At 66.2% G+C, this 26,420-nt stretch carries 26 protein-coding genes and 1 pseudogene; 17 read left to right on the top strand and 10 right to left on the bottom strand.

The window, feature by feature from the left end; genetic code table 11:
- Positions 1–94 precede the first annotated feature (94 nt).
- Positions 95–262: a hypothetical protein gene (locus TZ00_RS19940; RefSeq protein ID WP_161793749.1), complete on the bottom strand. Its 168-nt coding sequence runs from the start codon at positions 260–262 to the stop codon at positions 95–97.
- Between the two features lie 146 nt (positions 263–408).
- Here TZ00_RS19940 and TZ00_RS07910 point away from each other — a divergent pair, with 146 nt between their 5' ends.
- Both TZ00_RS07910 and TZ00_RS07905 read left to right on the top strand, forming a co-directional pair.
- Positions 409–651 carry a helix-turn-helix domain-containing protein gene (locus tag TZ00_RS07910; RefSeq protein WP_044440702.1) on the top strand — a complete coding sequence of 81 codons (243 nt, stop codon included), beginning with the start codon at positions 409–411 and terminating at the stop codon, positions 649–651.
- Complete coding sequence (locus TZ00_RS07905) at positions 644–1,924, top strand: type II toxin-antitoxin system HipA family toxin (RefSeq protein WP_044440701.1); 1,281 nt, start codon at positions 644–646, stop codon at positions 1,922–1,924. Before TZ00_RS07910 ends, TZ00_RS07905 begins: the two co-directional genes overlap by 8 nt.
- A gap of 9 nt (positions 1,925–1,933) precedes the next feature.
- On the opposite strand, the gene TZ00_RS07900 is transcribed toward TZ00_RS07905, so the two are convergent.
- Both TZ00_RS07900 and TZ00_RS07895 read right to left on the bottom strand, forming a co-directional pair.
- Positions 1,934–2,749, bottom strand: a complete 816-nt coding sequence (locus tag TZ00_RS07900) for an ABC transporter permease (RefSeq protein ID WP_238579621.1) — start codon at positions 2,747–2,749, stop codon at positions 1,934–1,936.
- Positions 2,746–3,648 carry an ABC transporter ATP-binding protein gene (locus TZ00_RS07895; protein WP_044440700.1) on the bottom strand — a complete coding sequence of 301 codons (903 nt, stop codon included), beginning with the start codon at positions 3,646–3,648 and terminating at the stop codon, positions 2,746–2,748. Before TZ00_RS07895 ends, TZ00_RS07900 begins: the two co-directional genes overlap by 4 nt.
- A gap of 115 nt (positions 3,649–3,763) precedes the next feature.
- Here TZ00_RS07895 and TZ00_RS07890 point away from each other — a divergent pair, with 115 nt between their 5' ends.
- From TZ00_RS07890 to TZ00_RS07865, 7 genes and pseudogenes are all read left to right on the top strand, one after another.
- Entirely contained in the window at positions 3,764–4,714 is a 951-nt protein-coding gene (locus TZ00_RS07890) for a PfkB family carbohydrate kinase (protein ID WP_238579620.1), read from the top strand.
- 2 nt (positions 4,715–4,716) lie between these two features.
- Positions 4,717–5,592 carry an LssY C-terminal domain-containing protein gene (locus tag TZ00_RS07885; RefSeq protein WP_084605987.1) on the top strand — a complete coding sequence of 292 codons (876 nt, stop codon included), beginning with the start codon at positions 4,717–4,719 and terminating at the stop codon, positions 5,590–5,592.
- Positions 5,589–6,116: a hypothetical protein gene (locus TZ00_RS07880; RefSeq protein WP_044440698.1), complete on the top strand. Its 528-nt coding sequence runs from the start codon at positions 5,589–5,591 to the stop codon at positions 6,114–6,116. The genes TZ00_RS07885 and TZ00_RS07880 overlap by 4 nt, the downstream gene beginning before the upstream one ends.
- Positions 6,113–6,478 (top strand): group I truncated hemoglobin, encoded by a 366-nt coding sequence (locus TZ00_RS07875; RefSeq protein WP_044440697.1) that lies wholly within the window; start codon positions 6,113–6,115, stop codon positions 6,476–6,478. The genes TZ00_RS07880 and TZ00_RS07875 overlap by 4 nt, the downstream gene beginning before the upstream one ends.
- Before the next feature lie 71 nt (positions 6,479–6,549).
- Positions 6,550–6,702, top strand: a pseudogene (locus TZ00_RS20595) (type IV toxin-antitoxin system AbiEi family antitoxin domain-containing protein); the annotation flags it as partial.
- A 336-nt stretch (positions 6,703–7,038) separates the two neighbouring features.
- Positions 7,039–7,569, top strand: a complete 531-nt coding sequence (locus TZ00_RS20355) for a hypothetical protein (RefSeq protein ID WP_238579619.1) — start codon at positions 7,039–7,041, stop codon at positions 7,567–7,569.
- Complete coding sequence (locus TZ00_RS07865) at positions 7,562–8,467, top strand: nucleotidyl transferase AbiEii/AbiGii toxin family protein (RefSeq protein WP_044440695.1); 906 nt, start codon at positions 7,562–7,564, stop codon at positions 8,465–8,467. Before TZ00_RS20355 ends, TZ00_RS07865 begins: the two co-directional genes overlap by 8 nt.
- A gap of 74 nt (positions 8,468–8,541) precedes the next feature.
- Here the strand turns inward: TZ00_RS07865 and TZ00_RS07860 are convergent, their stop codons facing one another.
- The 3 genes from TZ00_RS07860 to TZ00_RS07850 form a co-directional block, all read right to left on the bottom strand.
- Positions 8,542–9,048, bottom strand: coding sequence for a methylated-DNA--[protein]-cysteine S-methyltransferase (locus tag TZ00_RS07860; protein WP_044440694.1), 507 nt, complete (start codon positions 9,046–9,048; stop codon positions 8,542–8,544).
- The gene (locus TZ00_RS07855) at positions 9,045–10,559 is read right to left on the bottom strand and encodes a DNA-3-methyladenine glycosylase 2 family protein (protein WP_044440693.1); all 1,515 of its coding nucleotides are present in this window, start codon (positions 10,557–10,559) and stop codon (positions 9,045–9,047) included. Before TZ00_RS07855 ends, TZ00_RS07860 begins: the two co-directional genes overlap by 4 nt.
- 73 nt (positions 10,560–10,632) lie before the next feature.
- Positions 10,633–13,341, bottom strand: a complete 2,709-nt coding sequence (locus TZ00_RS07850) for a helix-turn-helix transcriptional regulator (RefSeq protein WP_044440692.1) — start codon at positions 13,339–13,341, stop codon at positions 10,633–10,635.
- A 140-nt stretch (positions 13,342–13,481) separates the two neighbouring features.
- Between TZ00_RS07850 and TZ00_RS07845 the strand changes: the two genes are divergently transcribed.
- On the top strand, positions 13,482–13,850 hold the full coding sequence (locus TZ00_RS07845; RefSeq protein WP_044440691.1) for a group I truncated hemoglobin: 369 nt from the start codon (positions 13,482–13,484) through the stop codon (positions 13,848–13,850).
- Here TZ00_RS07845 and TZ00_RS20490 read toward each other — a convergent pair.
- On the bottom strand, positions 13,847–16,462 hold the full coding sequence (locus TZ00_RS20490) for a helix-turn-helix transcriptional regulator (protein ID WP_044440690.1): 2,616 nt from the start codon (positions 16,460–16,462) through the stop codon (positions 13,847–13,849). The two genes, TZ00_RS07845 and TZ00_RS20490, sit on opposite strands and share 4 nt — an antisense overlap.
- Before the next feature lie 258 nt (positions 16,463–16,720).
- Here TZ00_RS20490 and TZ00_RS07835 point away from each other — a divergent pair, with 258 nt between their 5' ends.
- The 3 genes from TZ00_RS07835 to TZ00_RS07825 all read left to right on the top strand — a co-directional run bounded on the left by TZ00_RS07835 (position 16,721) and on the right by TZ00_RS07825 (position 19,916).
- Positions 16,721–18,424 carry an Ig-like domain-containing protein gene (locus tag TZ00_RS07835; protein WP_044440689.1) on the top strand — a complete coding sequence of 568 codons (1,704 nt, stop codon included), beginning with the start codon at positions 16,721–16,723 and terminating at the stop codon, positions 18,422–18,424.
- A 39-nt stretch (positions 18,425–18,463) separates the two neighbouring features.
- Positions 18,464–18,841 carry a hypothetical protein gene (locus TZ00_RS07830; RefSeq protein ID WP_044440688.1) on the top strand — a complete coding sequence of 126 codons (378 nt, stop codon included), beginning with the start codon at positions 18,464–18,466 and terminating at the stop codon, positions 18,839–18,841.
- A 160-nt stretch (positions 18,842–19,001) separates the two neighbouring features.
- Complete coding sequence (locus tag TZ00_RS07825) at positions 19,002–19,916, top strand: LPXTG cell wall anchor domain-containing protein (RefSeq protein WP_044440687.1); 915 nt, start codon at positions 19,002–19,004, stop codon at positions 19,914–19,916.
- A 93-nt stretch (positions 19,917–20,009) separates the two neighbouring features.
- On the opposite strand, the gene TZ00_RS07820 is transcribed toward TZ00_RS07825, so the two are convergent.
- Both TZ00_RS07820 and trhO read right to left on the bottom strand, forming a co-directional pair.
- Complete coding sequence (locus tag TZ00_RS07820) at positions 20,010–20,783, bottom strand: isocitrate lyase/PEP mutase family protein (RefSeq protein WP_044440686.1); 774 nt, start codon at positions 20,781–20,783, stop codon at positions 20,010–20,012.
- 44 nt (positions 20,784–20,827) lie between these two features.
- Positions 20,828–21,772 carry an oxygen-dependent tRNA uridine(34) hydroxylase TrhO gene (gene trhO, locus TZ00_RS07815; protein ID WP_044440685.1) on the bottom strand — a complete coding sequence of 315 codons (945 nt, stop codon included), beginning with the start codon at positions 21,770–21,772 and terminating at the stop codon, positions 20,828–20,830.
- A 139-nt stretch (positions 21,773–21,911) separates the two neighbouring features.
- Here trhO and TZ00_RS18780 point away from each other — a divergent pair, with 139 nt between their 5' ends.
- The 4 genes from TZ00_RS18780 to epsC all read left to right on the top strand — a co-directional run bounded on the left by TZ00_RS18780 (position 21,912) and on the right by epsC (position 25,412).
- Positions 21,912–23,210, top strand: a complete 1,299-nt coding sequence (locus TZ00_RS18780; protein ID WP_052521396.1) for an HNH endonuclease signature motif containing protein — start codon at positions 21,912–21,914, stop codon at positions 23,208–23,210.
- Between the two features lie 39 nt (positions 23,211–23,249).
- Complete coding sequence (locus tag TZ00_RS07805) at positions 23,250–23,732, top strand: GNAT family N-acetyltransferase (RefSeq protein WP_044440684.1); 483 nt, start codon at positions 23,250–23,252, stop codon at positions 23,730–23,732.
- A 149-nt stretch (positions 23,733–23,881) separates the two neighbouring features.
- Positions 23,882–24,817 carry a cysteine synthase A gene (gene cysK / locus TZ00_RS07800; RefSeq protein ID WP_044440683.1) on the top strand — a complete coding sequence of 312 codons (936 nt, stop codon included), beginning with the start codon at positions 23,882–23,884 and terminating at the stop codon, positions 24,815–24,817.
- Positions 24,818–24,821: 4 nt separating this feature from the next.
- Complete coding sequence (gene epsC / locus TZ00_RS07795) at positions 24,822–25,412, top strand: serine O-acetyltransferase EpsC (RefSeq protein WP_044440682.1); 591 nt, start codon at positions 24,822–24,824, stop codon at positions 25,410–25,412.
- A 35-nt stretch (positions 25,413–25,447) separates the two neighbouring features.
- On the opposite strand, the gene TZ00_RS07790 is transcribed toward epsC, so the two are convergent.
- A complete protein-coding gene (locus tag TZ00_RS07790) occupies positions 25,448–26,413 on the bottom strand; it encodes an acetylxylan esterase (protein ID WP_044440681.1) in 966 nt (321 codons plus the stop codon).
- Between the last annotated feature and the right edge of the window lie 7 nt (positions 26,414–26,420).

The following is a 26,420-nucleotide window of genomic DNA, read 5'->3' as shown; positions in this document are numbered from 1 at the left end:
AGATGTCTGTCGAGGCTAGAGCGACTCTCTGGCAAACACGTCAGTGTGACGAAATCATTCCTCGTAGTGCGAAAGAACGACGATCCGGCTCGTCTCAGGGGCGCGGTCCGTCTCCCTCGACCACTTCGGGGTCGTCATCGTCGAGTTCGATGCGTTCGTCGGGGTCTATCGTGTTGGGCACGTCGAGCTCATCGACCTCGAGATCGACCTCGCGCTCAGCATCGGGGTCGGGCTCCAACAGAGGGTCTGGCAGGCTGCTCATGAAGAACTCCTTTATCTCACCTTCCATCCTGCGCGCGTCTCTCGAATGAGGCAAGGTAAGTGATGCACGGATTTTCAGGCATTTGACGATGCTAGAATATTCATGCATCGAATGATGCTCGTATATCCAAGCAGAAAGACGAGCGCATGCCTGAAGTACAAGTCCGCAAGATCTCTGACATCGGAGCCATCGTCAAGGCGACACGAGAAGCGAAGGGTATCCGTCAGGATGATCTGGCCACCTCTCTCGGATTCTCGCGCAACTATCTACGCGAGCTTGAATCGGGGCGACCCAATCTCTTCACCACCAGGCTGTTTCGAGCGCTTCACCGGTTGGGGATCACAGTCAGCGTGACCTACGACCTCACGGGCAAGCGCAACGATGGTTGAGCAGGCTCTCGACGTTTTGCTGCATGGACGACGCATCGGCACCGCCGCACGGTCGAGTGCTCGCGCACCTCATCACGTGACGCTTGCCTGGAATGACGATCTCGTCGCCGGGCCAGTGCGTCTCAGCGAGAGTTTCGCTTTGCTTCCCGGTACAAGTCCTCCCACGAAGCTGGCGTCCAACTTTCTGGGCGGCTACGCGCCGGAGGGCAATCAGCGACAGGCGCTTGCCGACGATCGGGGTATAGCGAAGGACGATCTGTTCGGCCTGCTCCGAGAGTTCGGTGGTTCTATGGCGGGCGCCTTGATCTTCCAGGCGCCGGATGAAGATCCGAAGTATTCGCCCAAATACGACGAGCTGACCGAAACCCAACTCGGGCGACTGCTCCGAAAAGCGGTGACCGAATCCGACCTGGGGACTCAGGACGATAGTCGATCGATGATCCAAGGTTTCCAACCGAAAGTGCTTCTGGCGCAACTCGACGGAAAGACGTGGCTGCAGCCTCACGGGCGTGCGCATTCCACACACATTCTCAAGCCGCAACTCTCGACCAAGCCATCAAAGCTCTATGACGAGTTCTACAGCCACCAGCTCGCTCGACATATGGGCCTCTCGTCGTTCGATAGCGCCATCCACAACGCAGGACCCCTGAAATACCTTGCCATCGAGCGATTCGACCGCACGATCGACAACGGCACAGTCTCGCTCCTTCACCAGGAGGACGCCTCGCAAGCCTTGGGGATCGACTGGGTCGATGCGGACAGCAAGTTCCAGTCGAGGGAGCGTCCGACAGACCGAGCTCGCCCATCGTTGGGCAGAATCGCCGAGTTGTACGCAACGCTCAGCGATCCTGCGGCCCTGCACACCTGGATCCGTCAACTGACGTACCGGGTCCTCGTTGGGGACAATGATGGCCACGCGAAGAACTATGGGATTCTTCATCTCGACGGTGTCGATACCGTCACCGACGTCTATGACGCAGTTCCGAACCTCTACCAGGAGGGGCGCATCGAATGGAACATGGCCTTCTCGATCGACGGACAGTTCGACCACCGGCGGATGAGCCTCGACCGTCTGGTTGCAGAGGTCGACGGCTGGGGGGCGATAGCCCGCAGTGACGCAGAGAAGCTGGTAATGGGTACCGTTCGACAGTTCATTGCCGCGCTCGAGGCAATTCCTGCTCCCGCGGAGGCGTCGAAGGGAATGAGGGCCGCTCTCGAGTGGAACACAGAGCGTCTCATCGACGGTAAGGAGATCAGCGAACGACGCAGCTGACGTGCCGGGTCAGGTGACGTCGCGGCGCCAGCTCGTGAACCAGCCGAGAACGCTCACGAGCACAGCGATGCCGAGCAGCACGAGGCCGCCCTGCCACCACTCGAGCATCGTGCCTCCGCCACCCGCGCCGGCGGCGAGGGAGAAGAAGCTGGCTCCGACCAGGGCATCGCTCGCGGCGCCCGGAAGGAATTGGCCGATCTGCGCGGTCCACTCCGCGATCGACGAGGCGAGTCGCAGGATGGGCTCGACGAACTGGGTGAAGGCCAACACGATCACGATCGCGGCCACCTGGCTCGGAACGAGCACGCCGAGACCGACTCCGATGGCCGACCACAGCGCCATCGCCAGAACGGAGCGCCCCACCAGCGCCCAGGTGTCGGGGTCGCCCAGCTGCGGGTCGATGCCGAATGCGAGGAGCAGCCCCGCGCCCGCGCCGACCGCCGCGATCATGGCCAGCACTCCGTAGAGGGCGCCCGCGCCGGTGAGCGCGACCAGCTTCGCCACGAGTACTCGGCCCCGCCGCGGCGTGGCGAGAAAGGTGGGGGTCAGTGTCTGGTGACGGAACTCGTTCGTCGTGGCCAGCGCGCCCAGCAGCACCGCGAACACGTAGCCGAGCGTGGGGCCGAAGCTGTAGATGAGCGGTGCCAGGCTCTCCCCGGAGATCGACGGACCGTTCGTGGAGTCGCCGAGCGCCCCGAAGAGCGCCGCAGCTCCGCCGGCGCACACGGCGATGTAGGCGACCATGATGATCGCAAGGATCCACCACATGCGGGTGGAGGTGATCTTGGTGACCTCTGAACGGAGGGCTCCGCCGAAACGACTCACAGCGCCCCCTCCTCTCCGACGAGGTGCAGAAAGCTCTCTTCGAGGCCCACACGTTTCTGCGACAGCGCCGTCACCGCGATTCCCGCGGCGAACGCGATGCGCCCCACGTCTGCGGCCTCTGCGTTCTCTACGAGAACGCCGCCCCGCAGGGGGCTCACGGTGTAGCCGGCCGCCTCGACTGCCGCGGCCAGGGCTGCGCGATCCGTCGCATCCACGATCACCTGCTTCTGTTCGCTCTGGTCGAGGCTGGCGAGCGAGCCGCGGTGAATCAGTTTGCCGTGCGAGACGATGACGACCTCGTCGACGCTCTGCTGAACCTCGCTGAGCAGATGCGACGAGATGAGCACCGTGCGCCCCTCGTCTGCGAGCTCGCGCAGCAGCAGACGGATCCACTTGATGCCCTCGGGGTCGAGGCCGTTGATGGGCTCGTCGAGCACCAGTACACCGGGGTCGCCGAGCAGCGCGAACGCGAGTCCGAGCCGCTGGCGCATGCCCAGCGAGTAGCCGCCGACACGTCGATCGCCGTAGGCGCCGAGGCCTACGCGATGAAGAACGAGCTGCACGCGCTCGCGGTCGAGCCCCGCGGCCTGGGTGTAGGTGAGCAGGTGATTCGCGGCGCTGCGGCCCGGATGAAAACTGGCTGCCTCGAGCGCGGAGCCCACGGTCGCGAGCGGCGAGGGCAGGTCGCGGTAGGCGGTTCCGCCAAAGGTCGCGGTGCCGGATGTCGGCCGCACGAGACCCAGGAGCATGCGCAGGGTCGTGGTCTTTCCGGCGCCGTTCGGCCCCAGAAAACCGGTGACGCGGCCGGGCTCGACGGTGAACGAGAGGTCGGAGACGGCCTGCACCGCCCCGAAGGTCTTGGTGAGGCCCGAGAACTCGATCGTCACGCCCGCGGTCATAGTCGGACTTCGCGGCGGGCGGGCGGATCGAGTAGTCGAGGCATCCACACCACCCTATTCGGGTGCGCGTGGGAAGTCACCAGTAATAGAGTGTGCATCCTGAGGCTTGTCGAACGTGAGGGTGCGCAGAATGGTGGATGCGACGGGTTCCGTTGTAGTGATCGGCGACGCGCTCATAGACGAGTTCCGCACCCCGGAGGGCTCTGAGGATTTCGTCGGCGGGGCCGCGCTCAATGTTGCCGTGGGCCTCGCTCGCCTCGGCGTTGAGACAACCCTTGTGGCGATGGTGGGTGACGACTCCGACGGCGACAAGATCCGCGAGTTTCTGGCCGAGTACGGGGTGCGCCTCATTGCCACGCCGAGCCCCCGCGGCACCGCCCGAGCGATCTCCGACCGCACCGACGGTGAACCGCGCTACAGCTTCAATGAGGCCTCGGTCGAGCGCTTCATCGAGTTCGACGACAGGGTGCGGCAGGCCATCGATGCGGCCCCGTTCGTTGTGGTCAGCTGTCTGCGCTTCGACTCGGCCGAGCAGGTTGCGCTGCTTGAGGGCGCGGTCGCCGATCCGCAGAGCCGACTGTTGTTCGACCCGAACCCGCGCGAGGGGATGCTGCACTCCGTGCACGACTTCGTGGCCAACTTCGAGCGCGTTGCCGCAACTGCCCTTCTTGTGAAGGTCGGCGACGAAGACGCCGCGCTGCTCTACAACGCCTCGCTGCTTATGCTCACCGAAGGTCTCATCTCGACCGGCTCGCAGACGGTGCTGTCAACGGCGGGGAGCGACGGCGCATCCATCGCCACGGCCTCGGGAATTCTCGTGCAGCAGCCCATCACACTGATGTCGGAGCCCGTGATCGACACGATGGGCGCCGGCGACGCCACGCTGGCGAGCGTCGCGGCCAGTCTCGTGGAGGCCCGCGCGCAGGGCGGACTGCCCGAGACCGGCGACGAGTGGCAGGCCGTTCTCGAACGCGCCATGGCGGTGGCGGCCGCGACCTGCCGCACCCGCGGCGCACTGCTGCAGCTTGCGCCGCCCGCCGCTTCGGTCGCGGCTAAATCGGCCTAGCCATGTCGACGCCGCTCAACGAGACGCCGCTCGACCAACTCAGAGCCGACGAGCGCGACGCGCATCCGGATGCCGCGCGCCAGCGCCTCGGAATCGTGCGGCTCTTCGACCGGGTCTTCTTCGTGTTCGGCACGGTGGCCACCGGGTGGCTCGGCTACCTGCTCGTCACCGAGTCCTTCACGCGCGGCTGGCAGAACCTCTGGTTCATTCTGATCTTCTGGATGGTGCTGGCCTACCTGCTGTTGCCGCGCATCCACACCCTGCTCACGGTGATCTACGTGCCCGACTACTTCATCGGCCGCGCCCGCACCCGCGAGGGGCTGCTTGGCGACCCGGTGAATCTGTCGCTCTTCGGAAGCGAAGAGCAGGTGCATGCGGCGATGGAGGCGGCCGGCTGGACCCGCGCCGACGAGGTGAGCCTCACGTCGGCATGGCGCATCGTGATGTCGACGATCATGCGGCGCAGCTACTCCGATGCGCCGGTGAGCCCCCTCTATCTGTTCGGCAACATCCAGGACTTCACCTACCAGCAGGAGGTCGCCGGCAACCCGGCGCAGAGGCATCACGTGCGATTCTGGAAGGCGCCAGAGGGATGGCTGCTTCCGGGCGGAATCCCCACCCAGTGGCTCGCGGCCGGAACCTACGACCGAAGCGTCGGGTTGTCTCTGTTCACGCTGCAGGTCACGCACAAGATCGACGCAGACACCGATGTGGAACGCGACCACATCGTGTCGACCGTCACGGCGGCGAATCCGGCCGCGATCGTGACCGTCATCCGCAATTTCTCGACCGGGTACCACGCGGTCAATGGCGGCGGCGATGCCATTGCGACGGATGGCGACCTTCCCCAGATCGACCTGAGGCAGTTGACGTCGTGAAGCGGCCCATCTCGATCTACCTCGGCGTGCTGCTCATTCTGCTGCGCACGGTGACGACGATCGTGACAGCGGTGAGTATCGCCGTCGACTGGAAGAAGGTCGACATCTCGCTCGATGTCGGCACGGGTGCCGACGCGGAAGCTTTGTCGAGCGCCCTCCTCATCGCCCTGATGATCTTGTTCGGCATCGCCGTGGTGATCGACCTGGCGGTGGCCCGGTTCATCTTCCGAGGCAGCAATCGGGCACGCTTCGTGGCACTGGTCCTCGCCACGATCCTGGTTCTGGGCTCGGCCGCCGACTTCTTCGTCGACGGCACCTCGTTCACACTCGAGAACGGCGGTTTGCTCGGTCTCTCCCTCGACATCCTCGTGCTGGTCGCCCTCACCGACTCGGATGCGCGCGACTTCACCACGCGCAACTCGAACGGCCGGCGCGATGCGCGTCGCAGCCGACGACTTCTGCGCCGGGCAGGCCGGCATCCCGGCATCCCCGCACGAACCACCGAAGCGAAGGCGAGCGAATGACCACGAGCATGTACGAGCGGCTGGGCGGGCACGAGACGCTCAAGGTCGCGGTGGCCGTCTTCTATACGCGGGTCATCGCCGACCCGCTGCTGGCACCGTACTTCGCGGGCATCGATCTTGCCCGACTGCGCGCGCACCAGGCCGCCTTCCTGACGGTCGCGATGGGCGGGCCCGACGTGTTCGCCGGCAGATCGCTGGAGGACGCACACGAGGGACTCACGATCACGGGGGAGGCATTCGATGCCATGATCGACCACCTCGACTTCGCGCTGACCGATGTAGGGGTCGACCCGGGCGACGTGGACGAACTCATCGCGCGCGTGCGGCCGTTTCGTGAGCTGGTGGTGGCTCGCTCAGAGTGAGGATGTCCTCACTCGGGCATATATTTGTCCTCAGCTACTTATTTTGTTGCATTTTCGCTTACTATTGAAGAATGTCGCATAGTACAGAGGGCGCTCTAGCGAGTCTGGCTGGTAGTCAGTGGGGCTTGCTGACCGCCGCGCAGGCGATGGCGAATGGGGTCGCGCGCAGTACTCTTCGGAGACGAGAGGAATCTGGTGCCCTTGAACGTCTTCGCCCTGGCGTGTACCGCCTGCCGGGTGCTCCCGCTACAAGGCTCGATGACATCCGGGCGGCATGGATAGCCACTGCGCCCGATGTGCCAGCGTGGGAGCGCCTTAACTCTCCGGATGTGGTCGTCGGTGGTTCCGCTGCTGCTTGGGCGCATCAACTCGGAGATCTCTATCCGTCTCAAGTTCTGCTCTATACGAGAAGTCGCAGGCAGACGAGGCACGATGATGTTCGATACAGCACACGCCATCTCCCTGCTGAAGACGTCATGGTGCTCGAGGGGCTTCCTGTCACGACCAGAGAGCGCACTATCGCGGACCTTTTCAATGAGCCGGGGGCTGACCTATCAGTCGTGGCTGATGCATTGCGGGACGGGGAGCGCGCGGATGCGGACCTGGACACGGATCGGCTTGTATCGCTCCTGACCCCACACGCCAAGCGTCTCGGATACCAAACCGGCGTCGAACTCTATAGCCATCTCCGAGCCATGACTCGAGTCGATGAAGAGCGGCTAAGCGATCTGCTTACCCACACCAACCTTCAGGAGCTGGTCGGCTCGGTCGCGACCGATCAGCTACGCGAGCTCATTGCGCAAATGAACGAAAAAAGCGCCGCGCAGATTGCCGCCACTGTGGCGTCGCTGCGGGAGAGTGTGAATGAGAATGCCAAGGCAGTGCTTCCTCTTGCGCCGATTAGAGTCACCATCCCGCGATTGCCTCGAGTAGAGCTCCCTCGTAACGCGTTCTCTCGGGTGAAGCTCTCTACGTTGGCTGATCTGAACGAACTTCGGGCATCGATGCTGAAGTCGATTCCGCACACAACTATGCCGGAGCCGCCCGTGGCGAGCTCAGATGACAAGGCTGGCGAGCCGTCAGATGGCTAAGCCGGATGAATATGCAACTCCGGCGGCGACGTGGACGGCTATCAGGGCGGCCAGCGGCAAAGCATCCGTTGACCGTGGTGTCCCGAAACAAGACCTTCTAAACCTGCAACTGTTCGACCGGTTCCTTGCGCGGGTCTTTTCAAGCATGGACTCCCCCTTTATTCTCAAAGGCGGCACGCGGATGCTTGCATTCATTCCTCGTGCCCGTGCGACAGTCGATGTCGATCTCGAGACGTCGATATCCGACATCGCGTCGGCTGTAACTCAGCTAGAAAGACTCGTCGACATTGATATCGGAGACCGACTGCGATTCACGCTGCTAAAACAGCAGCGGCGTCAGATCAGTAACGATCAGCCAAATATCACGATGGTGTCGCTGACATTTGAGGCAGCAGGACTTGGGCAAATAGTCAAAGTCGACCTGGCCGTGCACGATCGTGCGGGTCTCGCGACCGTGAGAGCGTCCCCAGTTTTTCGAGTCCCACTTGCCCGAAGTGTGCCTACCCCGGAATGCGTCATGATTGCAATCGAACAGCAAATCGCCGACAAGGTCGCCGCCATGATGGAGAGTCATCACGGTGGGCCAGACGGACGGTCTTCTCGTGCAAAAGATCTCGTCGACCTCGCACTGATCGCGCAACACCTGAGCTGTGACGCGAAGCTGTTACGAGAAGCACTGAAGGTCCAGATACTTGAGCGCAAACTGACACCGTTCACCCTAGTAACAGCATCGCCGGCGATCCAGAAGGGGTACTCTACCGCCGCAAGAAAGGCCGCCGGACTGCACCTGACGTGGCAAGAAGCCGAAGACCTCACTAACCGCTTGATCGGACCAATTTTGGATGGAACAACGATGACTGGCATCTGGAACCCGCATGGTGGTGGCTGGCAGGCTTAGCTGCAACTTGGGCCTGGGCGTCGAGTGCCCACGCCTCTTCTCGCCCGCACAGTGTCTTGCTGGTGGTGGCGCGCTCAGAGTGACGCCGCGGCCGCTTCGCGGGCAAGCAGCGCGCGCTTCACCGGGATGCCCCAGGCGAACCCGGCGAGTCCGCCGGCCGTGTTGATCACGCGGTGGCACGGCACGAAGAGCGCGGGAGCGTTGCGGGCGCACGCGCTCGCGGCCGCGCGCACGGCTCGGGCGTTGCCGCTTCTGGCGGCGAGCTCCGTGTAGGTGATCGGCTGCCCCGGAGCGATGCGCCGCAGCTCTGCCCACGAGATCGTCTGCAGAGGCGTTCCGAACTGGCGAACGGGCACGTCGTCGATGGCGTGGATATCGCCCGAGTAGAAGGCGTCGACCGCCTGCGTGTTCTGGGATCGCCCCGCCAGAGCGGTCGGCCGGTTGCGAGGGGCCAGCCGTGCGAACACGGCCTCATCTGATTCCGTCCAGCCCGACGAGAGTACGCGCCCCTCGTCGTCTTCGAGGATCGTGAACGGCCCATCGGGCGTATCGATGGTGTGGATAAGAGCTGTCGCGGTCATGCGTGTTCCTTAGGGGTAGGGGGAGAGGTGCGAGCGGCCGCCCGCCAGAGATGCATCGAGAGATAGCTGCGCCAGGGCGCGAAAGCGGCGGCCTCGGCAGCGAGTGCTTTGTCGCCGTCGGCAAAGCCGAGCGTGCGTGCGCCCGACCGGATGGCGACATCGCGACGCACAAACACATCGGGATGCCCGAGAGCACGCATCACCACATAGTCGGCCGTCCACGGCCCGATGCCGCGGATCGCGGTCAGTCGGGCAGTCACGTCGTCGCGGGTGTCGGAGAGATCGATCGTGAGCGAGCCGTCGGCGAGCGCCTCGGCTACGCGGCGCACTGTGTCGGTGCGAGCGGCGGGGCCGCGGAGGATCTCGTGTGCGCGCTCGGCGATCGCCGTGGGAGTCGGAAAGAGGCGGCGGCGGGTGTCGGCCGCGTCTTCGCCGACGATCGAGAGCGGCACTTCCTCTCCCAGGGCGTCGACCAGTCGCGTCAACTGCGTGCGTGCCGATGACACGGTGACCTGCTGCCCGAGAAGTGCTCGGATCAGCATCTCGCCCGCGTCGAGCGTGCCAGGCACACGGATGCCGGGTACCTGCGCGACCTCGGACGAGAGGCGCTCGTCGCCTGTGAGAACGGCGTCGACGGCGAGCGGATCTGCGTCGAGATCGAGCAGCCGCCGCACGCGGCTGAGCAACGCCGGCAGATCTGCCAGGTTCTCGAAGCGGGCGACCGCATCGATGCGGGGGCGCCCTCCGGTGCGCTCCGGTGCGCTCAAGTCGACGTAGGCGGCGCCGTGCGGAAGCCGCACAGTGCGCGCGTAACGGCGCGGACCCACTGCCTCCATGCCGGGCACCGCGCGCGGCGCGAACCAGCCGAAGAGCCCGTCGATGTCGAGCGGCTCCCGATAGGGCAGCGCGAGACGGATCGAGCCGGCCGCATCCGATGCCCCTGACATCGACGCCGTGCGAGACCGTGACCGCAGAGCGGAAGGCGTGAGATCGAACACCTCTGCGACCGTGTCGTTGAACTGGCGGATGCTGGTGAAGCCGGCGGCGAACGCCACGTCGGCCATGGGCATGGTGGTTCCCGTGATGAGGGTGCGGGCATTCTGCGCGCGATGGGCACGGGCGAGCGCGATGGGACCGGCACCGAGCTCGGCCACGAGGATGCGATTCAGTTGCCGGGCCGAGTAGCCGACTCGGCGAGACAGCCCATCGACACCATCGCGCTCGACCACGCCGTCGGCGATGAGCCGCATGGCACGCGCGGCGACGTCCTCACGCAGATTCCACTCCGGGCTGCCGGGCGTCGCCTCCGGTAGGCAGCGCTTGCACGCGCGGTAACCGGCGAGATGGGCGGCCGCGCTCGTGGGATAGAAGGTGACGTTCGCCTGCTTCGGAGTGCGCGCCGGGCAGCTCGGCCGACAGTAGATTCCCGTGGAGCGAACCGCGGTGACGAAGCGACCGTCGAAACGCGCGTCGCGCGACTCGATCACACGGTACCGCTCGCCGAAATCCATGACTCAACCCTGCCGCATCCCGCCACCCCTCGCTAGCGGAAATCGGACACGGCCGTGGGTGCCGGCTGAGAGCTCAGCTGCGAGAGCCCAGCAGCTTCATCAGCTCCTTGCGGCCGGCCACGCCGAGTTTGCCGTAGCTCGACTGCAGGTGGTTGTCGACCGTGCGCACAGAGAGGAAGAGGGCCGACGCGATCTCTTGGCTCGACAGCCCAGAACCTGCAAGATCGGCGATCTGGCGCTCTCGCTTCGTGAGCACATCGGGGGCTGCGACCGAGACCTCGAGAATCGCCGACGCCGCGCCCGCGCATCGGGCTGCGAACTCCTGTGCGCGCTGCAGATAGCCCATCGAGACCTGCACCTCGCCCGCCGCCCGTGCGATGGCACCGGCCGCTGCGGCGGCCTCGGCTGCGAACAGATCGCCGCCGAGAACCTCCCAGGCTGCGGATGCGCGCATCAGCTCATCTGCATCGCGCTCCACCAGTGCACGGGCGTGGGATGCGCGCGCCGCGAACAGCGGCGAATCGCCTCGAGCGGCGATCGCCTCGAGCGCCGCGGCGAGGTGCTCGGCGGCGGCGGGCGGGTTCGTCATGCCGGCGCCGGCGATGCGCGCCGCGGCGAAGAACAGACCGGAGGCGTGGTGCAGTTCGCCCGCCTCCTCATAATCGGATGCCGCACGCGACAGCAGGCCGACAGCACCGTCGGCGTCGCCCCTTCCCGACGCCACCAGGCCGCGGGCAAGGCTGCGGTAGTAGCGCCCCATCTGCTCGTCGTCGCTCAGCCCGGCCAGCGTCGCGTCGGCCTCATCGAAGCGGCCGGCCTGCGCGTGGGCGGCCGCCAGAGTGGCGAGTGATGCGCCGAGCAACACTCGCGGGCCGGTGAGCTGAGCACCGCTGATGGCATCGCGGATCCAGCGAGACGCCGTGTCGACGGCTCCGATCTCGAGCGTCACCTGGCCGAGCAGCAACTCGGCCCAGCGAGTGGACACCTCGTCGTCGAACTGAATGGCCTCGCTCAGCGTGTCGAGGGAACGCTGCCGGGCCGTATCAAGCGATCCGCCAGTGAACGCGGTGATCGCGGTCGTGAACAGCACGAAGGCCCGGTCTCCTGTGCTCGGCAGCGCGTCGCGCAGAACAGCGACCCACTCCTCTGACTCGCTGTACCGGCCCGCAGCGGCCAGCGCCGGGGCTGCTGCCAGGGCGACGACCGCGGCGCGCTCGGGCTGGCTCTTCGTGTCGACGCGGCCCGGCGTCAGCAGGGATTCGATCGCGTCGAGCGCGCTGCCCGACTCTTCGCGGGTGAAGAGCATCATCGACCGCAGCAGGGTGATCGATTCCGACTGGTCGGGATAGCGCGCGAGGGCCTCGTCGAGCACGCTGTTCGCGGCGTCAAGGCCTCCGGGCTGGTCGTGCAGCAGCAGTGCTCGAGTCGCGGCGATCTGCGCAGCGACGGGTTCTGCGGTCGGTTCGGCGTCATTGCGCCGATCCGCTTCATCGACGGCCAGGGCCGACGGCTGCTCCTCGCCTCGGCGCCGCAGCGAGTCGGCCAGAAGAATATGGATGTCCGCTCCCGCGGCTCCGGCGGCTATCGCGGCTCGAGCGAGCCGGGCAGCCTGGGCGTGATCGTGCGTGAGCTGCGCGAGCCGGGCGCTCGACGCCAGGAGATCTGGATTCGACGGCCTGCCGGCATCCAGTCGCCACACCGCGACTCGAAACGCCTCGTCGGTCGTGAGCTCTCCCTCGGAGGCGATGTCTGCCTGCTCGAGCAGCACGTCTTCGACCCGCAGCAACGACATGCCTGAGCGCACGACCGAGGCGTAGTGCGGCTGAGCCAACGCGGCCACAACGACGCCGTTCGACTCCGAGAGCGACACGAGCCCGGCGGATTCGAGACGTCGAACGGTCTGGCGCGAATTCGGCTGGCGAAGCTGGGCCATGGGCAGACGAGAGCAGAGCGCGAGGCGCTCGATGAGGTCGAGCTCTGCCGGTGTGAGTGCCTGAAGTCGCGCCACCATCACGTCGCGCAGGGCCGGAGTCCCCGAGAGCGGGCCGACGAGTTGCCAGACGCCTTCGACGGCTTGCAGTGAACCGCCGAGGATCGCGCCCAGGCTGAGCTCGCGAAGAAAGAGGGGGTTGCCGCTCGAGGCCCGGTGCAGGGTCTCCGCAGTGCGCCCGGCCACCGAGGCGCCGAGCGCCGCCTCGAGTACCCGCGCGCTCTCGTCGCGATCGAGCGGGGCGATGTCGATGCGCAGCGCAGAGCTTTCGGTCCACAGCGCGAGAATCGGGTCGGGCACCGGTGACCCCTCGGGAATCGTGGCGAGAAGCCGCACGATGCCCGTCTGCACCAGCTGGGCCACGAGGTGAAGAGACAGTGCGTCGAGCAGCGGCAGGTCGTCGACGACGAGCAGCACCTGCCGCTCCGGTGCGAGCGAGCGGATGCGATCACTCGCGAAGGTCAGTAGCGCGAGCGGGTCGCTGGCCAGTCGGCCGAGGTCGGGCCGCTCGCTCGCGAACAGCGGAGCGAGACCCCCGAGAGGAAGGGCCGAGAGGCTCGTTCGAGCGGAGAGCCTGAGGGTCGACCAGCCGTTTTGCTGCAAGGCATCGGCTGCTGCTGCTGCGATGCGGCTCTTGCCGATTCCTGCTTCGCCGTGCAGAACGACCGCGAGCGTGCTCGCACTCGACAGCGTCGACACGATGCGGTCGACGACCGGTCCGCGGGCCACGAGCGGCCAGGCGGCCACGCCGAGAACTGAGCTGATGTCGGCGTCGCGCGTCGCGTCATCCATCTGTCTGCCCCCTCGGCGGCGACCTGAGTGCGGGTCGTATGCTCGCTGAGCATATCTCGCAGCGCCCGGCGCGGTACAGCGGCACAAATCAGGTAGTCATTACTCAGGCCGACTGCCCCGGTGTTCACGATTCTTGACACATGATGACGATGTACGAGCAGATCGGCGGCCACGAGACCCTCAGGGTGGTCGTGGTGGTCTTCTATCGCCGGGTGCTTCGCGACCCGCTGCTGGCGCCCCTGTTCGAGGGCTTCGACCTCGCGCGGTTGCGGGCACACCAGGCGGCCTTTCTCGGGGCAGTGCTCGACGGGCCCCACGTGTTCACAGGTCGGTCGATGCGTCGAGCCCACGCGGGACTCGGCGTCACGACCGATGCCTTCGACGCCCTGATTGCTCACCTGGCGGCGTCGCTCGTCGATGCCGGAGTCACGGCAGCTGCGGCCTCACGACTGACGGATGCCGCGGAGTCGTTCAGATCGGCGATCGTGACGGCGGCCGACCAGCCCTAGACCTCGGCCCTGCGCATCAACTCGCGCCGGCCGGAGATTCCGAGTTTGCCGTAGCTCGACTGCAGGTGGTTGTCGACGGTGCGAGCCGAGAGAAACAGGGTCGTCGCGATCTCCTGGCTCGTCATTCCGCTCGACGCGAGTTCTACGATCTCGCGTTCGCGCTTCGTGAGCACGTCTTCGACGAGAGCGAGTCGGAGGATCGGGGTCTGTGCGCCGATGCAGGACTCTGCGAGTGTGGTGGCCCTGCGGAACAGAGCGATTGCGGCCTGGGTGTTGCCGCGGGATCGGGCAACGGCGCCGGCCTGGGCGAACGCCTCGGCGGCGAAGAACTCGGCGCCGATCGAGTGCCAGCCCTCGCCGGCCTCGGCCAGAGCATCGGGCGAGGCGTCGGCGAGCGCGCGCGCATAGCGGGCGCGCATGTGGAACAGTGTGCTGTCGCCGCGGGCCGCGATGGCCTCGAGGCGCGGAGCGGCCGTGTCCGCTCCGCCGATGCGGGCCATGTGGTGCAGCACCGATGCGGCCAGGTAGAGGATGCCGCTCGCCTCGTAGTGGTCAGCCATGCGTTCGAGGGCGCGGATGCCCGCTTTCTCGTTGCCCCTGGCCGCCTGGAGCAAGGCGCGGGCGATGCCGGAATGCAGATTGCCCTCACTGCTGCTGTCGATCAGTGAATCGACGATCGTCTGCGCCTCGTCGAGCTGGCCGGCGAAGACAAGAGCCACTGCGAGGCTTCCGCGGCTCACCCGCAGGAGGTTGCGCGGGCCCAGGGCCTCGGCTCCGCCCACGGCGTCGCGGATCCATCGGGTGGCGGCCTCGATCTGCCCCAGCTCGAGAAGTGCGTGGCCGAGAAGCAGCTCGGCATAGCGAGTGGAGATCTCGTCGTCGTGCTGGATCGACTCGTAGAGCGCTGCGATCGCGTACTCGTGAGCGAGAGTTCCCGATCCCGCGACCAGGGTGGCCGATGCGGCGGTGAAGAGAGCGAACGCCCGGTCGAGCCCGGCTGGAATGGCCGCGAGGATAACGGCGACCTCGCGCTCCGCGTCGCTGAGGCGCCCCGCGGCAGCCAACGGCATAGCCGCGGCCATCGCGAGCTGCACCCGCGCTGCGGGACTGCTCGCGGGTGCACCGAGATGCGGTTCCACGATGGCCAGGGCATCGCCCGCCCGCTCGATGGTGAAGAGGATCATCGCCCGCCGCAGCGTCAACATGTCGGCGTGATCGGGCAGATCCTCCTCCGCCTGCTGAAGCAGACGTATCGCCTTGTCCGTGCCGCCCGGGCGATCGTGCCGGATCAGCGCCCGTGCCATGGCTATCTGCGCGGTCAGAAGTCCGCTCGTCGGGGTGTATGCATCGACCACGGCGGCGCGCTCTGCCGTGCTGAATGCCTGCTCTGCCTGGCCCATGCGTCTCTGCGCGTCGGCGAGCACGAGATAGGGCGCCGCGCCAGGGTAGCCCGCGGAGATGGCCGCGCGCGAGAGTCTCGCCGCCTGCGCGTGGTCGTGCGTGAGCTGGGCGAGGAGCGCGCCGTTGTTGAGCAGTTCGGGTTCAGACGGATGCCCGGCGCCGAGTCTCCAGACGGCCACACGAAGGGCGTCTTCGGGGCCGCGCGCCGCGAGCTCGGCGATGTCTGCCTGTTCGAGCAGGATGTCTTCGACTCGCAGCAGCGACAGTGAGGCCTTCGTGATGGTCTCGTATTGCGGCAGGGCGAGCGTGGCCACGAGTGTGCCGCGCTCCTCGCGGATCTCGACCAGTCCGTCGGCCTCCAGTCGTCGCAGCGAGTCGCGCGCATCGGATGCGGTGAGCTCGGCCACGGGCAGCACGACACAGACCGCCAGTCGTTCGACGACGTCGCGCTGGCCCGCGGTCATGCCCGCCAGTCGTCGACTGATCACCTCTTGCAACGCGTCGGTTCCCACGGCCTCACCCAGCAGCTGCCAGACGCCGCCGACCTCGACGAGGCTCGAGGCCGACACGGCCCCGCGCGTGAGTTCTCGCAGAAACAGGGGGTTGCCGCCCGAAGCTCGGGTCAGCGACTCGACCGAGCGTCTGGCCACCGGGCCCCCCACGAGGTCGGCGATGATCGCCCCGCAGTCGTCGGCGGTGAGCGGGTCGAGGTCGACGCGACGCGCCGTCGATGAGCTCCACATCTGCATCAGCGCATCCGGAACCGGCGCGCCCTCGCCGACGGTCGCGAGCAGCTTGGCCGCACCCGAATCGAGAAGCTGGCTGACCACCGACACCGAGAGGGCATCCATCGATGAGATGTCGTCGATCACGAGCAGGATGCGGCCCGTGCCCGCGAGGGAGCGCAGCCGGGCCGTCGTGAAGTTGAGCAGGGCGACCGGGTCACCGGAGACGGCGAGGAACCCCGAACCCTGGTCGGCGAAGAGCGGAGCAAGGCCGCCGAGCGGCAGATTCGACAGGCTCGTGCGCGCCGAGAGCCTGAGCGTCGACCACGCCTGCGCATCCAGTGTCAGGGCCGCTTCGGCGGCGAGCCGGGTCTTGCCGACTCCCGACGGGCCGTGCAGCGTGACGGCCCGGATGTCCGTCGCCGTGAGGGCCGAGACGATGTCGTCGATCAGCGCATCGCGGCCGCGCAGCAGCATGGCGACCATGACGTTCTCCCCTCAGCGAAGGGGCCCCCTTGAGCCCACGGATTGTTGCTTACGAAACGGCTCCGTTCGAACACAGTGTAGGGCGCGGGCAAGTTCCGCGGGAACAGTACGTGACAACTACTCACGCGGGTTGTGCATGCCGTCGTGTCGAGCTGAGTAATGGATACCCATCACGGGGAAGCGGGCGATCGGCAGAGTCGGTGTAGTCGCCAATGCGGCCACATTTCTCCATATCTCTCACAGAAAGTGGTTCACCACATGTCCTCCACCCGCTCCCGGTTGCGCACACCTGCGCTCGCCGTCGTCGCGCTCGCCGCGTCGCTCGGCCTCCTCACCCAGGGGGCGCTCGTCGCCCATGCCGACGACCTCGCAGCGACGACGGCCGCAGAGACCTCGGCGGTCGAGTCCAGCGGCGTGGTCGATGACGGCACGGCGACCGGTGGCGCAGAGGCCGTGGAGGCGCCCGCGTCGGAGCCGGTCGATGAGGCTGATCCCGGAGACATCGTCGAACCCGTTGCTCCCGCAGAGCCGGTCGACGAGACGGTAGGGGAAGAGCCGGCTGGCACGGCCGGCTCTGCGGATCCGGTGGATGAGGTGGTGCAGGGCGAGCCTGCCGATTCGCTCACGACCCCTGACGCTGCAGAGGGCTCCGATGCAGTCCTGCCATTGGAGGGAACGGAAGCTGTTCCGGCGGCCGCGCTCGTCGGCGAGAACCTGCCCGTGGTGACACAAGACGACTACTACGTGATCGCCCCCGGTGGCACGGTCACGGTCGGCAGCCCCGGTCTCCTGGGCAACGACAGCGATCCGGAGAAGGATCCGATCACCACCCAGCAGGGTTCCTTCACCACCTGGCTTGGAAACACCGGCTACATCGGTGCCCACGGCGAGTTCGGTTTCACCGCGGCCCCGGGCTTTCTGGGAACCGACACCATCACCTATTACGCGCAGGATGAGGGCCACGGCGGAACGACCGGGACAATCTACGTGACAGTGCAGGAGAACACCGACGCCAACGAGAATCACTGGCCTGATACAGCCACCGACAGCTACACGACGCCGCAGGATCAGCCGCTGTCGATACCCTCTCACCTGGGGTTGCTCGCGAACGATACCGATGACGAGGGCGACCTCATCACGACCAAGGCCGTGGGGCCGATCCCGACCGATCACGGAACGATCACCATCGATGACGACGGCTCGTTCTACTACGTTCCGGATGCCGGATTCATCGGGGTGGATTCCGCGAGCTACATCGCCTTCGACACCTTCGGGGGCGGCTCGTGGGGCTCGGTCATCGTCTCCGTAACTCCGCCGGGAACGACTCCTGCCGGACCGAACGCCGCTCCGATTGCGGTCGCCGACCAGTACACGACCCCCGTGAATGTTCCTCTGAACGTCGACGCGGCGCACGGGGCGCTCATCAACGACTCCGATCCCGAGGGAACGGCGCTCGCGGCGTGGACGTACAACTGGGGCCAGTCACAGATGGGTGGAACCGGAACTGTGGCGGCGGACGGCAGTTTCATCTATGTGGCTCCCGCAACCGCAGCGGCTGGCGACCAGGACTACTTCGGATACATGGTCACCGACGAGGCCGGACTTCCGTCTTATAGCTCGATCTCGATCACATTTACGGATGCCGTGGCCATCGTCGGCGAGCCGAGCGACCCGGGCGATGGCCAGGGAACGGGCCATGGACAGTCGGGCGACCCGAGCACCTCGGGGGGCGATCCCGAGCCGACAACCGGAGGAGCCGACGGAGAAACTCCGATGCCCGAGCTTCCGAACTCGCCGATCGTGACGGCATCGCAGACGATCGGCTCGACCCGAGACGACGATGAGCTCGCTTCCACGGGCGTCGGCGTGTGGCCCCTGATCGGCGGCTCGATCACCGTGCTTGTTCTCGGTGCTGCCGGCCTCGTCATCGCTCGTCGCCGCCGCGTCGGCGACGAGTCCTGATCCTCACCTAGACCGCGAAGAAAAAAAGGAGACAAGCCCATGTTCGGCAAGAACTGGCAGAAGGCGGAATGCATCGTCGTCTCGCGAGACGTCGCATCCGTGACCGACGGATCGGTCAACTACACGTACATCGTCGACGTCTACCCGCAAGGTGGGGACTCGTTCAGGGCCATCGCGCGGTTGCCCTTCATCGCTACAGACTTCTGGTCGCCGAACATCGGGCAGACGGTCGGTGTGGTGTTCAACACGAAGTCGCGTGTCGTGAGGTTCGATCGCCACGACGTAAGGCTCAGCGCCAAGGCCTATGAGCGGGCTCGCCGCAGCAGCTTCGAGGCGACGCTGCGCGAGGAGCCCGGCACCCGCCGGGCCACCGAGGCAGACAGGCGCGATCTCAGGCTGGCGCTGTTCACCGTCTGATTCGACCGGGGCCCGCAGCCCGGCGCACATTACTCACCTTGCGGGCCTCATTACTCATTTCCCCCTCATCAGCCTGCCGAAGCTGTGAAAACGCCCATAGGCTCACGATCGTCAGGCGAGGGGGAAGCCGACCACGATCATCCACGAACCCAGGAGAACCATGCCCATCACATTCACCACCCGCATCGCAGCGATCGCCGCTGCGACTGCGATCGCCGCAGCAGGCGTACTCGTGATCGCCGCACCGGCATCCGCGGCCGGCAGCGAGAGCATCGTTATGGCGAGCGACAGCATCCACTTCACCGAGAACAACTGGGGCGACGGAATCTCTCTCACCGGCACCGGATTCGGCGTGGCCGATGGAGGCGTCGCCCACGTCAATGTGGGAACTCTGAACGGACCGACCTTCACTGCGTGGAACACCACGCCGCTCGAGATCCCCGTTGTGTCCGGCGGGACCGTCGCTGTGACCGACTGGATCCCCGACGCTTTGCCGCAGCTGCCGGCATCGGGCCTCACGCCCGTCGTTCAGGTGACCTACGAGCTCTGCTCGGGCAACAGCTGCGAGTTCTCCGACACGACCGACGTCTACGCGAACATCGTGATCGACCCGTTCGTGCCCGGTGACCCCGGCATCACGATCACGCCTGGCTGCAACACGGTCGAGCAGATCCAGAACGACGGCTACACGATCGTCGTTACCGGTCTCGGCCAGTTCGAGGTCGTCGCAGACAGCGTCGTTGGGCCCGACGGGCAGCAGTTCGGCGATGTGGCGCAGCTGCAGGCCGACGCCACAGGAACCGCCACGGGCCACTTCACGTTGAGCGGCGACATCCAGCTTGGCATCTACACCGAGAAGATCGTGCGCGGTATCGAAGGCGACCAGGTCGACTACGTATCGGGCACCTTCGAGGTCGGAACCTGTGCCGCGCCGGTGCCCGCCGCCGTTCCCGAAGCGCCGAAGCTCGCCGAGACCGGTTCGTCAGACGGCGGCCTGCTGGCCGGAGGCACGCTGACGCTCCTGCTTGCGGGAACCGTGCTCATGGTGGCGCGTCGCCGCCGCGCGACGGTCTAACGCCGCTCGATCAACCCGCCATCGGCGCCCGTTGGGCGCATCCGCCGCCGTTCGACCGGCAGCAGATGCGCCTGGCGGGCGCCGATGCGTCGGTCAGTTGAGCGGCTGCGTGCCCTCGGGCAGGTGGCCGCCGGCCAGCAGCTCGCGAGCGGATGCCTGCAGCGCGGTGAGTGCGACGCGCTGGGTCCACGGTCCATACGAGATGCGCGCGACGCCCAGCTGCTCGAGCCTCGCCGGCGTCAGGGAGCCGGGAACGTTGATGACGCTGACGCGCTGCTCGCCGATTCCCTCGACGAGGCGGATCACCGTCTGCTCGCTGAGCAGACCGGGCACGAAGATGCAGGCCGCGCCCGCGTCGAGATAGGCACGGCCGCGTTCGATGGCATCGGCGATCACGTCATCGAGCGGGCGGTCGCCGGCCTTGATGAACGCGTCGGTGCGCGCGTTCAGAACGAAGCCCACCTCTTCTTTCTCTGCTGCCTTCGTGACCTCGGCCACATTTTCGACCGACTCGATGAGCGGCTTCATCTGGTCTTCGAGGTTCGCGCCCACGATTCCCACGCCGATTGCCTGGCGCACGGTCTCACCCGGGTCGCCGTAGCCGGCCTCGAGATCGGCCGATACGGGCAGGTCGGTCGAACTCGCAATTCGACCGCACATGTCGAGCATCAGCTCGAGCGGGATGTTCTCACCGTCGTCGTACCCGAAGGTCGCGGCGATGCTGTGGCTGGCCGTCGCCAGGGCAGTCGTGCCCGGAAGATCGGCGACCACGCGGGCGCTCGCGACGTCCCAGACGTTGACGACCTGCAGGATCTTGTGCTGCTCGTGGAGGTGAAGAAGCTGATGAGCCTTGTCTTTGGTGTTCATGAGCCGAGCCTATGCGCGCTGGCCTGTGGATAACTATGTGGAAACTATGCGGCTACGATGCTCGCGTGTTCGGCGCAGGCGGGCGGCTGTGCCTCGGCACACGCGTCGCAGATCACGAGCTGGGTGCGGCAGGAGACCTCGGCGCAGTTCTGCATGCGCTTCGTGGATGCGCCGCAGCGGTGGCATTCGCCGATCACCGCGGCGTCGGGGGTGAAATCGATGGAGACGCGGTTGTCGAAGACGTAGAGTGAGCCGTTCCACAGCCCGGAATCGCCGAAAGTCTCGCCATAGCGCACGATTCCGCCGTCGAGTTGATAGACCTCGCCGAAGCCTCTCGACGTCATCAGGCTCGAGAGCACTTCGCACCGGATTCCGCCTGTGCAGTAGGTAACTACTGGCTTTCCCTTCAGATGGTCGTAGGCGCCGGAGTCGAGAACCGCCGCGAATTCGCGCGTGTTCGACACATCCGGCACGATCGCGCCCTCGAACCTGCCGATCTCGGCCTCGAACGAGTTGCGGCCGTCGAAGAACACCACGTCGTCGCCCGTTTTGGCCTTCGCTTCGACGAGTTCGTGCAGTTCTGCGGGAGTCAGCTTCGTTCCTCCGCCGCGAACGCCGGTCTCGTCGACGTGCAATTCTTCCGGAGCGCCGAAACTCACGATTTCGTCGCGTACCTTCACGACGAGCTTGGGAAAGTCGAGGCTCACACCGTGGGGAGCCTGTGGATAACTCTGTGAAGAATCGAGGCCGGATCCCTCGCTCCACTTGACGTCAAGATGCTTGAATGCCGGGTAGTCGCGCGTTTTGCGCAGGTACTTCTTGACCGCTCCGAGCTCTCCGCCGACGGTTCCGTTGATGCCGTGCTTCGAGATGAGGATGCGACCGCGCAGGCCGAGCGACTCGCAGAGGTCGCGCTGCCACAGGCGAATGGCGTCGGGGTCGGCGAGCGGAGTGAACGCGTAATAGAGGAGAACCTTCGAGACTGCCACTCACCGATTTTACGCCGGTGGTGGTCGACCACTCCTCCACAGGGTGCCCTTTCGGTGGGTTACCCACGGGTGTAATCCCTGATCATCGAGTGATTGTCGTGGTTGAGCCAGTGTCGGTGGCTGCTGTTTGACTTCATGTATGACATCCCCCGATATCAGTCTCGAGCAGTCGCCGTATGTGCTGGCTCTCGAGCGAATAGCCGCCCGCGACAGGCAGATAGCCGAGCTGTCTGCCCTTCGGGCCACCGAGGTGCACGATGCCTGGCAGCTGTTGCTGGCCGAGGCCCCGCACGATCAGTCCACGGCGGGCCCGCGCTGGTCACCGGCCCGTGTTGCCGAGGTGGAGTTCTTCACCGAGATAGCGATGCTCACCCGACGCACCGAATACCGTGCTCGCACCCTCGCCGACACGGCGATCGCGCTGGTGTCGAAACTGCCCGCGTCGTTCGCGGTATTCGTAGCGGGCGGCATGTCCGAGGAGCACGCTGCGGTGATCGCGACCCACTCCGAGGGGCTGGAGGGCGAGGCGCTCGAGAAGTACGACGCCCGTATGGCCAGGCTCGCTCCCGGGCTGACGTACAAGCAGCTGGAGTACCGGGCCCGCTCGCACGCGCAGACCGTGCAGCCCGAGACGGTGGTCGAGCAGGTCGAGAAGGCCGCGAAGACCCGAAGGGTGACGGTCGATCCGGGCAAGGATGGCATGGCGTATCTCACCCTGTTCGCCCCGGCCCCGGAGGTGTATGCGATCGCGAACCGGGCCGTGTCGCTGGCGAAGGGCCTCAAGGTCGGTGGTGACCTGCGCAGCATCACCCAGCTGCGGGTCGACGTGCTCTCCGACCTGCTGTTGAACGGCGAGACCTCGATCCCGGGAGCGACGAAGGGCATCCGGGGTCGGGTGCATGTGATGGTTCCGGCGATGACGCTGCTCGGTGTGGGCGAGGAGCCGGCGATCCTTCGCGGCTATGGCCCGATCGACCCGGTCACCGCGGCCAGGTTGACGGCGGATGCGACGTCGTGGCGCCGCATCCTGACCGACCCGATCACGGGCCGCATCCTGCAGCTGAGCCCTGCCGATTATCGGCCCACTCAGGAGATGCGCGATCACGCCACGCTCGTGCATCCGTACTGTGTGTTCGGTGGCTGCGCCGACGACTCCGTCGGCGCCGACATAGACCACACCCGCGACTTCGCGGCCCATGGGCTGACCGAAGACGACAACCTCGCACCGCTGGCTCCCACCCATCATCGGGTGAAGCACCACACCCGATGGCAGATCGACCAGGGCGAGAACAACACCCTCATCTGGACCTCGCCGGCCGGGCTCGTCTACGCCTTCGAACCGCAGGGCATGATGCGCCCCGCCCCGAAAGCCCTCGTCGACGCGGTCACGAAAGGCATCCACACGGAGGTGAAACCAGAAGAACCCTGCCCCTTCTGAATCTGAGGTGATGTTTCGGCGTTGCGCCACACTGGGTGCATGCCCGTTCATTTGGTTCCGATGAGTCCAGAACGCTTTCCCGCATGGCTCGAGCGAAGCCGAGGCGAGTACGAGAGAGATCTCGTCGTCACGGGCGAGTCAGAAGAGGACGCGCGGCGACACTCCGTCGAGTCGATGGAGGGCGCCTTCGCTTCCGGAGCGCCCACGGCGCACAACGCGGTCTTCGACCTCGTCGATGAGTTCGGTCGCACCGTTGGATATCTGTGGGTCGGTCGCGGCGGTTCGGGCGGGGGAAATTCGGGCGACGACGCGTCGTGGTGGATCTGGGACGTTCTCGTCGACGAGCAACACCAGGGTCGAGGCTTCGGGCGCGAAGCGATGCACCTGGCAGAAGAGTACGCGCGGTCGCAGGGGGCCGAGACCTTGGGTCTGAGCGTCTTCGCCTTCAACGCCGCAGCTCGCGGACTCTACGACTCTCTGGGTTACGAGCCCGTGAGCGTGAAGATGCGAAAGACGCTCTAGACCGATACGAATGTCGCGAACGTCGCAACAGGCGTAATAATCCTGTTAGTTGTCGTAACAATCGATGGATGCGCCGGGCGAGTCCTTAGGGTGGAGGGGTAGCCCCTTTGCTCGTTGACGAGCTCCCTCGTTCAGATTAAGGATTCGCCATGCCCAGCATCTACAACGACATCACCGAGGTTTTCGGAAACACTCCGCTGGTTCGTCTGAATCGCGTGACCGAGGGGCTCGGCGCCACCGTGCTCGCGAAGCTCGAGTTCTACAACCCCTCTGCCAGCGTCAAAGACCGTCTGGGTGTGGCCATTGTCGACGCAGCAGAGGCATCGGGCGAGCTGCCCCCGGGCGGAACCATCGTCGAGGGCACCTCGGGCAACACGGGAATCGCCCTGGCCATGGTCGGCGCTGCCCGCGGCTACAAGGTGATCCTCACGATGCCCGAGTCCATGTCGAAGGAGCGCCGCACCCTGCTCCGCGCCTACGGCGCAGAGCTTGTTCTCACCCCCGGCCCCGAGGGCATGCGCGGCGCGGTCGAGAAGGCGGCCGAGATCGTCGCCAACACCCCCGGAGCCGTGCTGGCCAAGCAATTCGCCAACGCCGCGAACCCGGCCATCCACCGCGCCACCACGGGCCCCGAGATCTGGAACGCTACCGACGGTGCCGTCGACATCTTCGTCGCCGGCATCGGAACCGGCGGAACCATCACGGGTGCCGGCAACTACCTCAAGGAGCAGAAGCCGGGCCTGCAGGTCGTGGCCGTCGAGCCGGCCGAGTCGCCGATTCTCAACGGAGGCGCTCCCGGCCCGCACAAGATCCAGGGCATCGGCGCCAACTTCGTGCCCGAGATTCTCGACCGAGAGGTCTACGACGAGGTCATCGACGTAAACATCACGCAGTCGGTCTCGATGGCCCGCCGCCTCGCCGCAGAAGAGGGAATCCTCGCTGGCATCTCCTCGGGCGCCACGGTCACCGCCGCCCTCGAGCTCGCCGCCCGCCCCGAGAACGCGGGCAAGACCATTGTCGTGGTCGTCGCGAGCTACGGCGAGCGCTACCTGTCGACGGTTCTGTACGAAGACCTGCAGGACTGACCGGATGCCGATGGGCGCGTCCGGGGCTTTCGCGCGCGCCCGGGAGGACATCGCCACGGCCAGGCGCCGAGATCCGGCGTCGCGCTCGCGTCTCGAGGTGCTGCTCAACTACTCCGGGCTTCATGCGGTGTGGGGCTATCGCCTCGCCCACAGGCTCTGGATGCGCGGGCTGCGACTGCCCGCACGGCTCGTCTCGCAGTACGTGCGTTTTCTGACCGGTGTCGAGATCCACCCCGGCGCGGTCATCGGGCGTCGCTTCTTCATCGACCACGGCATGGGAGTCGTCATCGGTGAGACGGCCGAGATCGGCGACGACGTGATGCTCTATCACGGGGTCACGCTCGGCGGCAGAAGCACGGCGCGCGAGAAGCGGCATCCGACCCTCGGCAACGACGTGACCGTGGGAGCCGGAGCCGTGCTGCTCGGCGATCTGGTGATCGGGGCGCACTCCGTGGTCGGAGCCCAGGCCGTAGTGGTGAACGACGCGCCCGCCTACTCGGTGATCACGGGCATCCCAGCTGTAGCCCGCCCGCGGGCACACTCTGCGGAGCCGACGGCCGAGGCCTTCTACACAGACCCGGCGATCTACATCTGACGCATCGCGTTCCCTGAGCCCGTCGAAGGGCCCGACTAGACGCCGAGGTGCTTCTTCACGAACGCGATCGCCTGCGTCTCGTCTTCGATGCCGCCGCCCTCGTGGCCGTTGAACGCCCACTCGGTGATCTCCTTCGGGCCCGCATACGCGTTGAACGCGGCGTAGACCGTGGAAGCCGGGCACGTCGCATCCATGAGGGCGACCGAGAAGTGCACAGGTGCGGTCGCCCGACGCGCGTGGAACACCGCGTCGAAGCTGCCGAGAACCTCGTAGACGGATGCCGCCTGGTCGCGGTGGATGCGCAGGTAGTCGACGATCTCGTGGTACGGATACGAGTCGGTGATCAGGGTGGCACGCCCGAAGTCGCAGAGAAAGGGAACGAAAGCCACGGCCGCGGCGAGGTCGTCGCGCAGCCCGGCCACGGCAAGCGCGAGACCGCCGCCCTGGCTTCCCCCGGCCACCGCGATGCGCGTCGCGTCGACCTGAGGCAGCTGTTTCGCCGCGTCGACGGCCCGCACGGCATCGGTGATGAGTCGCCGGTAGTAGAAGTCGTCGCGGTTCTGGATGCCGCGGGTCATCACCCCGGGAATCTGCGGGCCGCCCGTGCCGGCATCCGGTGTGTCGCCGACGCTCCACGATGCGCCCTGTCCGCGCGTGTCCATGTGCAGATGTGCGAGGCCGGCGGCCACCCAGGTGAGCGACTCCTCAGGCTTTCCGCGCCCACCGCCGTATCCGACATAGGTGACGACGGCGGGCAGAGGGGCGGTCGCCCCCGCGGGCACGCGAAGCCACGCCTTCACGTCGGTGCCGCCTGCCCCGCGGAAGGTGATGTCGTAGACGTCGATCAGGCTCAGCACGCTCTCGACGCGCTGCACCCGAACGTCGAGATCGACGTTCTGAGCCTCGGCCAGCGTGGCCTGCCAGAAGTCATCGAAGTCGACGGGTTCCTCGCTCGCGATGGTGTGGCGGCGAACGGCGTCGAGGTCGGATTCGATCAGCATTGGGCTC

Source organism: Agreia bicolorata (assembly GCF_000938265.1).
In the GTDB taxonomy this organism is placed as follows: Bacteria; Actinomycetota; Actinomycetes; order Actinomycetales; family Microbacteriaceae; genus Agreia; species Agreia bicolorata.
The sequence above is the reverse complement of the archived record's forward strand: the minus strand, read 5'-3'. Positions and strand labels throughout refer to the sequence as shown.

What these genes read in the sequence shown, in the direction of transcription:
- TZ00_RS07850 (WP_044440692.1), bottom strand. Translation starts at nt 13,341, where the DNA reads ATGGATGACGCGACGCGCGACGCCGACATCAGCTCAGTTCTCGGCGTG.
- TZ00_RS07830 (WP_044440688.1), top strand. Translation starts at nt 18,464, where the DNA reads ATGTTCGGCAAGAACTGGCAGAAGGCGGAATGCATCGTCGTCTCGCGA.
- TZ00_RS07805 (WP_044440684.1), top strand. Translation starts at nt 23,250, where the DNA reads ATGCCCGTTCATTTGGTTCCGATGAGTCCAGAACGCTTTCCCGCATGG.
- TZ00_RS07790 (WP_044440681.1), bottom strand. Translation starts at nt 26,413, where the DNA reads ATGCTGATCGAATCCGACCTCGACGCCGTTCGCCGCCACACCATCGCG.
- TZ00_RS07820 (WP_044440686.1), bottom strand. Translation starts at nt 20,783, where the DNA reads ATGAACACCAAAGACAAGGCTCATCAGCTTCTTCACCTCCACGAGCAG.
- TZ00_RS07860 (WP_044440694.1), bottom strand. Translation starts at nt 9,048, where the DNA reads ATGACCGCGACAGCTCTTATCCACACCATCGATACGCCCGATGGGCCG.
- TZ00_RS20490 (WP_044440690.1), bottom strand. Translation starts at nt 16,462, where the DNA reads ATGGTCGCCATGCTGCTGCGCGGCCGCGATGCGCTGATCGACGACATC.
- TZ00_RS07905 (WP_044440701.1), top strand. Translation starts at nt 644, where the DNA reads ATGGTTGAGCAGGCTCTCGACGTTTTGCTGCATGGACGACGCATCGGC.
- epsC (WP_044440682.1), top strand. Translation starts at nt 24,822, where the DNA reads ATGCCGATGGGCGCGTCCGGGGCTTTCGCGCGCGCCCGGGAGGACATC.
- TZ00_RS19940 (WP_161793749.1), bottom strand. Translation starts at nt 262, where the DNA reads ATGAGCAGCCTGCCAGACCCTCTGTTGGAGCCCGACCCCGATGCTGAG.
- TZ00_RS07835 (WP_044440689.1), top strand. Translation starts at nt 16,721, where the DNA reads ATGTCCTCCACCCGCTCCCGGTTGCGCACACCTGCGCTCGCCGTCGTC.
- TZ00_RS07875 (WP_044440697.1), top strand. Translation starts at nt 6,113, where the DNA reads ATGACCACGAGCATGTACGAGCGGCTGGGCGGGCACGAGACGCTCAAG.
- TZ00_RS07855 (WP_044440693.1), bottom strand. Translation starts at nt 10,559, where the DNA reads ATGGATTTCGGCGAGCGGTACCGTGTGATCGAGTCGCGCGACGCGCGT.
- TZ00_RS07845 (WP_044440691.1), top strand. Translation starts at nt 13,482, where the DNA reads ATGATGACGATGTACGAGCAGATCGGCGGCCACGAGACCCTCAGGGTG.
- TZ00_RS07910 (WP_044440702.1), top strand. Translation starts at nt 409, where the DNA reads ATGCCTGAAGTACAAGTCCGCAAGATCTCTGACATCGGAGCCATCGTC.
- TZ00_RS07895 (WP_044440700.1), bottom strand. Translation starts at nt 3,648, where the DNA reads ATGACCGCGGGCGTGACGATCGAGTTCTCGGGCCTCACCAAGACCTTC.
- TZ00_RS18780 (WP_052521396.1), top strand. Translation starts at nt 21,912, where the DNA reads ATGACATCCCCCGATATCAGTCTCGAGCAGTCGCCGTATGTGCTGGCT.
- cysK (WP_044440683.1), top strand. Translation starts at nt 23,882, where the DNA reads ATGCCCAGCATCTACAACGACATCACCGAGGTTTTCGGAAACACTCCG.
- TZ00_RS07885 (WP_084605987.1), top strand. Translation starts at nt 4,717, where the DNA reads ATGTCGACGCCGCTCAACGAGACGCCGCTCGACCAACTCAGAGCCGAC.
- TZ00_RS07865 (WP_044440695.1), top strand. Translation starts at nt 7,562, where the DNA reads ATGGCTAAGCCGGATGAATATGCAACTCCGGCGGCGACGTGGACGGCT.
- TZ00_RS07825 (WP_044440687.1), top strand. Translation starts at nt 19,002, where the DNA reads ATGCCCATCACATTCACCACCCGCATCGCAGCGATCGCCGCTGCGACT.